The following is a 6,199-nucleotide window of genomic DNA, read 5'->3' as shown; positions in this document are numbered from 1 at the left end:
AAGTATCTCTACACCCATTATCTTGGCGTTTGAACGCCAACAGCACCACCATAAATTAGAAGAAGTCGCCAAACAGCAAATAAAAACAGAACTAAAGCTACTGCAGCAGCAAATTAATCCGCACTTTTTATTTAATACTTTAAATAACTTATATGCACTTGCATTAACAAAATCAGAAAAGACACCTGATTTGGTATTACAGTTGGCTGACTTACTGAGATATACCGTCTATGAAGGGCAAAAACTATTCGTTCCACTCGAAAAAGAGCTAAGTTACATTAAAAACTTTCTTGAACTGCACAAGATAAGGCATGCAAATAACTGTAGATTCAACCTAGCATGGCCTGAAACTACTCAATCTCTTTCTATAGCACCACTGCTTCTGATCATTTTAATTGAAAACACCATAAAGTACGGTGTTGAACACGCACAAGAAAACGCTGAAGTAACGATAAAACTAACATTAAACGACAACGTTTTAACTTTATATTGCGAAAATAGTATTCCTCGCAAAAGCGATAACGATGATTCAGGTATGGGACTAAAAAATTTAAAGCGCCGTTTAGAGCTGCTTTATCCCGAAAAACATACTTTATTGGTGCACAATCACAATGGACTTTGGCAAACCAACCTCTCTTTGGAGCTTTCAAGTGATTAAGGCAATTATTGTTGATGATGAACCACTTGCTCATCAAGTAATTCTTCATCATTTAGAGTCGTACTCAGATATCAAAGTAGTTTCTCAGCATTTCAGCGCTAAAGATGCTTTGTACGAATTAGCAAAATCAACTATAGATGTCGTGTTTTTAGATATAAACATGCCAGAATTGTCAGGATTAGAGCTCATTCAAGCACTCGCTAATCCACCTCAAATTATCATTGTGAGTGCTTATGAAGAATATGCAATCACGGGCTTTGAACTTAATGTTACTGATTATTTACTCAAGCCTGTATCTGCAAAACGTGTTCAGCAAGCAATAAATAAAGTGCGCGAGCGCATTTACCTGGCTCCTAAAAGCAAATCAATCACCTTAAAAATAGATCGCGAAAAACGCAAGCTTAGCTTAGATACAATTAAATATATTGAGGCATATGGTAATTATGTAAAAGTACACCAAGACGACCAAACGATCCTCGCAACAACAACTCTAAAACAGCTTTTAGAGCAGTTAATAGGTTCATTCACTCAAATCCATAAATCATACATAGTGAATAACAACAGAGTCATAGCTATTACAAACGAGCATGTAGAGCTAGATAATGGTGATAAGATAAAAATTGGCAAATCTTTTAAAGAGCACTGCAAAGTTTTACTTTAGAGAATACTTATCAGGTGTTCTACAAGAACCTCATGCTGTGAGATTGGCAAATGAATTCCTTCCGAAGGACATGTCGTTATAAGTTCAAAGCAATTAACAAAACAGCAGTTGTTACTGTCAGCAACATTTCTAAATTCTTCCACTAAGAGTTTTGCTTTTAGCTCTGCTCCTGCATAAATAGATTGATACGCGCCAACTTCATACACCGCAGGCGGGCTTAGTATCATTATTTTGGGCAATTCGCGGTGCAGATAGTAGTTTTTTATATCTAAAATGAGTGTTTCGAGGGCATTGGCAATATCAGCAGGCGACAGTGCAAAACGGCGCTTTAAATCATTAGTGCCAAGCTGAATAATAATCACATCTAAATGATAAGCCGCGAGGTAGGGTTCGAGGTATTTAATACCCAGTTTATCGCCACTAAAAGGCGGGTCGTTCACCAGCGTACGGTTTGGCTGTCCGGCTTCAATCACTTCATAGCCAGCACCTAATTTAATACCAAGCAAACTTGGCCAGCGCTCATAAGCAGCCAAGCGTTTACCATCAACGGGCGAAATACCATAGGTGTTTGAATCACCAAAACATAAGATATTCATTAGAATGGATTCAGTGTGTAACCTTGTTGTTGCAATTGTGCGTGTGCGGTCATTGCCGACAAAGCCATTTGTACACCCGGTATAAGCTGCTGTTGCTTTACCTTCATGTGCGTTGCAGACTGCCCGCACAAATACACAACAGTGTTCTGTGCTAACAATTGTGAGATCAATTGCTGATTTTTATTGTCGCTGTCAAAGCGCTTTTTATAAAAACTGTTTTCTAGTACATCAACACTTGCGCCGCCATGCACAACTAAAGCAAGTTGAATGTTCTCAGGTTTCACACCATGAGCTATGTGCATATTAATGAATCGTGCTAATGAGTTCATTTTGTTATTCTGCCCCCCTTTTTCTGCTGCATCAGCTACATCAAATGCCACTTTGAAAACCGTTTGATCAGAGATTGGCGCATGGTTTGGCACATCATAATAAAAACCAAAACCTTTAATAGCAGGCTCAGCTTGCTCTGCATGACTAAACGAAGATAATAAGGCTAAAGATAAACCTAACAGTGTTGATTTCATAAAAGTTCCTGTTGTTTTTTACTCTAGCCTACCTTGTTTAAACGCGTTTAACTAGCATCAATATGTTGATGCGCTTTAAAGGTCATGCCTAAGTAATTAAAGGTGTTTTTAAACATCTCGATAAACGCGTTAGGTGCGTGTGAAGATCCTGCGTTTGAGAGCAATGAAAACTGCTTTTCACGAAGTGTTCTCAGTTTAGGCCTGAGTGTTTCATCATCCATGTAATCAGTGATCCGGTCTAAAAATGCTTTAAACTGCGGTGTGGTGTTATACCAATACACCGGAGATGCAACTACCCAATGTTGATAATTCAACAGCGCTTCAAATACCGCATAAAAATCATCATTTTTATATTGCTTATCGTAGCAATAAGGCGAGATAACATAGTCATCTAGACATACCACATCACCACCATATTGCGTTTTATAATCATTAACTTGTAAACTCGTATTACCTTGCTTTCGCGCACTTGAATAAATAATTACCGTATTTGTTATTGGTTTTTGTTGCATGACTATCACTCCTTTTTTATGATGTGCGCAGCGTAAAACCTCAAGCTAACTTTAGGTCAACACCTTGGAGCAAATTATGTCAGATAAGAAACTTATTGATGCAAACCTATCGGTTGGCTTTGTGGCAAAACGCAGTGGCGTAAAAGTTTCAACCTTGCATTTTTATGAGTCGAAAGGACTTATTCGCAGCTGGCGAAATAACGGTAATCAGCGCCGCTATAAACCCGATGTATTACGCCGAATTGCCGTAATAAAAGCCGCGCAAACCATGGGCATAACCCTTGAAGACATTAAACAAACTTTAAGCACTCTACCTGAGCAGCGCACACCCACTAAACAAGATTGGGCAGAACTTTCGAAGCGCTGGCAAACCCAATTAGATGAACGCATTCAATACATGCAGCGATTGCGCGAGCGCGTTAACGGTTGCATTGGCTGCGGCTGCTTATCAATGGCCAAATGCCCTATTTACAATAAAGACGATTATTTAGGTGAAGAGCAAAATGGCGCAGTGCTATTAGAAAGAGACTAATACACTTCTGCTGATACTTTATATCAGTTGCAAGTAATACAGTGACGACAGTGCACTGCAATTAACAATAACTGTTAACCAAAGTACAGCAATAAAACTGCGTTTTTTAGATTTGTGTCTTAGCCATTGCTGCGCAATTAATGAACCTGGCCAGCCGCCGATTAACCCTAAAATATGCAGTGTACGCTCAGGCACTCTTATCACATGCTCGCCATGTTGCATCGCTAACCGTTTATCCCAGCCATATACCAAAAAGCTTATTAAGCTCGCTACGCTGTAAGTGCCTGCAATAAAGTAGGTAATATTAAGTTGCCACGATATCAGCCATAATAACGCTAAAAGCAACAATGAAAATGTAACTAATGTTTTCTTAATCAAAGAATTATCACCTATACTTTGCAAAATAAATTAAATTATATCGGGGCGTTATTATGGCATACCTCAAATCACTTTTACTATCAATCTGCCTATGTTCGCTTTCTGTTATGGCAGCAGAGCAACAACTTGATGACAAGCTAAAAGTGTTTGAGCCTTATTTAGGCACGTGGCAGTCTGACTTTAATGTCGCAGCTGGTAAACCTGCGGTACAGGATGTGAGTATGTGGCAACGCGCGCTCAATGGCACCGCCATTAAAACCATTCACTCTATCAATGAAGGTGAATATGGTGGTGAGTCGATGATTTTTTGGGACAATAAGAAGCAGTCTTTGGTGTTTTATTACTTCACTACGGCAGGTTTTTATACCCAAGGCACAATGAATGTACTTAGCCCAACTCAGTTTGTTGCTTATGAAAATGTGACAGGCAGCAAAGAAGGGATCACCAAGGTGAAATCGACAAGCGAGTTTAAAAACAATAGCTTTGTGGTATCGACCTCTTACCTTAAAAAGGGTCAATGGACAAAACCCGATACCCGTACTTACACCCGCAGCGAAAAAACAGTTAAGTTTAAATAAGAGCTTTAAAAAGGGTAAGGTGTTTATCACCTTACCCTAATCTATATTAATGCCTAAAGTCTGCCATTAACGCAGGGATACCTGGCAGCATACCTACCATTGCCATCACGCTTGTTAAAATAATAAACATTATTAATGGAATGATCCAACGACTCATTGGGGATAATTCAGAGCTTCGCTCTTTACAACCAATTAAGCCCAGATTGTCTAGCAACATAGTTAATGACCAACCAAATGCAGGATTCACTAAAGTCGATGAAAATACCACAATAGCGGCCGATTGCGTGGTTTTACCTTCGCGGGTCATTTCCATGCCAGCTTCAAGAAGTGGGATAAACACACCAACAATCAAGGCTACACATAATACGGGTTGCCAAATTGCTAAATCCATTGGGTAGCCCCAAATACTGGCAATGATACAAAATAATGCAGTTAACACCGCCCCTGCAGGAATTGGGCGCTTAGCAATGGCTGCAGGTACAATGTAGGTTCCCCATGAAGAGGTAAAGTTAGAGCCACCTAACAATGAACCAAAAGTCTGGCGGATTGAAGCGCTAAACATAGTATCGTCAATGTTCATTTGTACTTTTTCAGTGCGCTCAGGGTAACTAATTTTTTGGAATACTTGATGCCCTAAAAAGTCAGGTGACCACATCGCAACCGCAAGCACCGCAAATGGTAATACCACCACAAAGCTCTCAAGTGTAGGCAAACCCAACATCCAACCAGTATTTTCACCCCACCAATACATCGGGTTCATATTTGGTAAGCCCGGTGCTGTTTTAAACTCAAACGGTGCTCCCAGTAAAAATGCGATTAACCCGCCAAGTAAGCAACTTAATGGCACAGCTAACCAACGTTTTTTGTAGTGCTCAAGTAAGGCATACAACACGATAGTCGACAAGATCACAATGAAAGCAATATGGGTCATATCAATACTTTCAGCCCATGCAAATAGCTTTTTAACCTGCGAAATCGTGCCAATAAAACCAAGGTAGAGCAATAAACCGCCACACACTCCTCGGCTAGTTAATCCCGCCAGTAAACTCCCCCCTTTACTAAGCGCGAGTAACAGACCAAACGCCCCTATCAGTAAACCAAAGGCCATTGGGTGACCACCCGCTGCAACAACAATCGGGATCAAAGGAATAAGCGGTCCATGCGTACCCGCTAAGTTTGCTGTTGGTAAAAAGAAGCCCGAAAATAGTAAAATGAAGATCGATACAATTAACAGCTCATAACGCACGTTTTCTAAAATAAAACCTTCACCTAGGCCCAGAGGCGCTGCAAATGTTGCAGCAATAGCACCCACCATTACCACCTTGCCTATGGTGCCTGCCATGGCTGGGATAGAGTCTTCTAATTCAAACCGATAATCACGAAATGGTAAGTTAGGACGCCAGCGCTTGGGCTGCATAATTTGTAATTCGTGTTCAAGGTATTCGTCACGACTCGAAAATTCACTGCTGGGTTTATGAAGAGCTTGATAGCTTTGCTGGTCGGTATGAGCATCCGATCCTTGTTCAGCAGACGCTGATTGCTGCCTCGTATTCATGAGTTCTCCTACTACCTATCTTGAAAAATTGTGTGAGTTTTTATTATGCAGTTAGGGTAAAGCAGCCAACTGCAAAACACGATTAGGCAAAAGGTAGGGTATGAATTTATAAAAATGGGGTTTTTAATAAAAAGTGGCTCTCAAAAAACACTTTAACACTTTGATATTTAATGTTTTTAAAAATAAAAAGGCCAATGAAGAGTAA

At 40.1% G+C, this 6,199-nt stretch carries 9 protein-coding genes; 4 read left to right on the top strand and 5 right to left on the bottom strand.

The features are described from left to right. Together L1D46_RS19370 and L1D46_RS19365 are read left to right on the top strand one after the other, a co-directional pair. A partial coding sequence (locus L1D46_RS19370; RefSeq protein ID WP_239978064.1) for a sensor histidine kinase occupies window positions 1–658 on the top strand: 658 nt, incomplete at its 5' end. Beyond that, window positions 651–1,319 (top strand): response regulator transcription factor, encoded by a 669-nt coding sequence (locus L1D46_RS19365; RefSeq protein ID WP_130052804.1) that lies wholly within the window; start codon window positions 651–653, stop codon window positions 1,317–1,319. The genes L1D46_RS19370 and L1D46_RS19365, both read left to right, overlap by 8 nt. Here the strand turns inward: L1D46_RS19365 and L1D46_RS19360 are convergent. From L1D46_RS19360 to L1D46_RS19350, 3 genes are read right to left on the bottom strand one after another with little or no spacing between them, the layout of a single operon-like run. After that, window positions 1,316–1,915 (bottom strand): SGNH/GDSL hydrolase family protein, encoded by a 600-nt coding sequence (locus L1D46_RS19360; RefSeq protein ID WP_130052805.1) that lies wholly within the window; start codon window positions 1,913–1,915, stop codon window positions 1,316–1,318. The genes L1D46_RS19365 and L1D46_RS19360 overlap by 4 nt on opposite strands. Continuing rightward, complete coding sequence (locus L1D46_RS19355; RefSeq protein ID WP_130052806.1) at window positions 1,915–2,439, bottom strand: DsrE family protein; 525 nt, start codon at window positions 2,437–2,439, stop codon at window positions 1,915–1,917. The genes L1D46_RS19360 and L1D46_RS19355 overlap by 1 nt, the downstream gene beginning before the upstream one ends. Window positions 2,440–2,486: 47 nt before the next feature. After that, window positions 2,487–2,951 carry an NAD(P)H-dependent oxidoreductase gene (locus L1D46_RS19350; protein ID WP_130052807.1) on the bottom strand — a complete coding sequence of 155 codons (465 nt, stop codon included), beginning with the start codon at window positions 2,949–2,951 and terminating at the stop codon, window positions 2,487–2,489. A gap of 76 nt (window positions 2,952–3,027) precedes the next feature. Here L1D46_RS19350 and soxR point away from each other — a divergent pair, with 76 nt between their 5' ends. Further along, window positions 3,028–3,483 carry a redox-sensitive transcriptional activator SoxR gene (soxR, locus tag L1D46_RS19345; RefSeq protein ID WP_167657461.1) on the top strand — a complete coding sequence of 152 codons (456 nt, stop codon included), beginning with the start codon at window positions 3,028–3,030 and terminating at the stop codon, window positions 3,481–3,483. A gap of 18 nt (window positions 3,484–3,501) precedes the next feature. Here the strand turns inward: soxR and L1D46_RS19340 are convergent, their stop codons facing one another. Next, entirely contained in the window at window positions 3,502–3,861 is a 360-nt protein-coding gene (locus L1D46_RS19340) for a DUF1294 domain-containing protein (RefSeq protein ID WP_130052808.1), read from the bottom strand. A gap of 53 nt (window positions 3,862–3,914) precedes the next feature. On the opposite strand from L1D46_RS19340, the gene L1D46_RS19335 reads away from it, so the two are divergent. Beyond that, window positions 3,915–4,439 carry a hypothetical protein gene (locus L1D46_RS19335; RefSeq protein WP_130052809.1) on the top strand — a complete coding sequence of 175 codons (525 nt, stop codon included), beginning with the start codon at window positions 3,915–3,917 and terminating at the stop codon, window positions 4,437–4,439. Between the two features lie 46 nt (window positions 4,440–4,485). Here L1D46_RS19335 and L1D46_RS19330 read toward each other — a convergent pair whose 3' ends face one another. After that, the gene (locus L1D46_RS19330; RefSeq protein ID WP_130052810.1) at window positions 4,486–5,994 is read right to left on the bottom strand and encodes a DUF3360 family protein; all 1,509 of its coding nucleotides are present in this window, start codon (window positions 5,992–5,994) and stop codon (window positions 4,486–4,488) included. Window positions 5,995–6,199 lie beyond the last annotated feature (205 nt).

Origin of the sequence: Pseudoalteromonas sp. Isolate3 (assembly GCF_022398505.1) — a bacterium.
Taxonomy (GTDB): domain Bacteria; phylum Pseudomonadota; class Gammaproteobacteria; order Enterobacterales; family Alteromonadaceae; genus Pseudoalteromonas; species Pseudoalteromonas apostichopi.
This window is presented reverse-complemented; position numbering and strand designations above follow the sequence as displayed.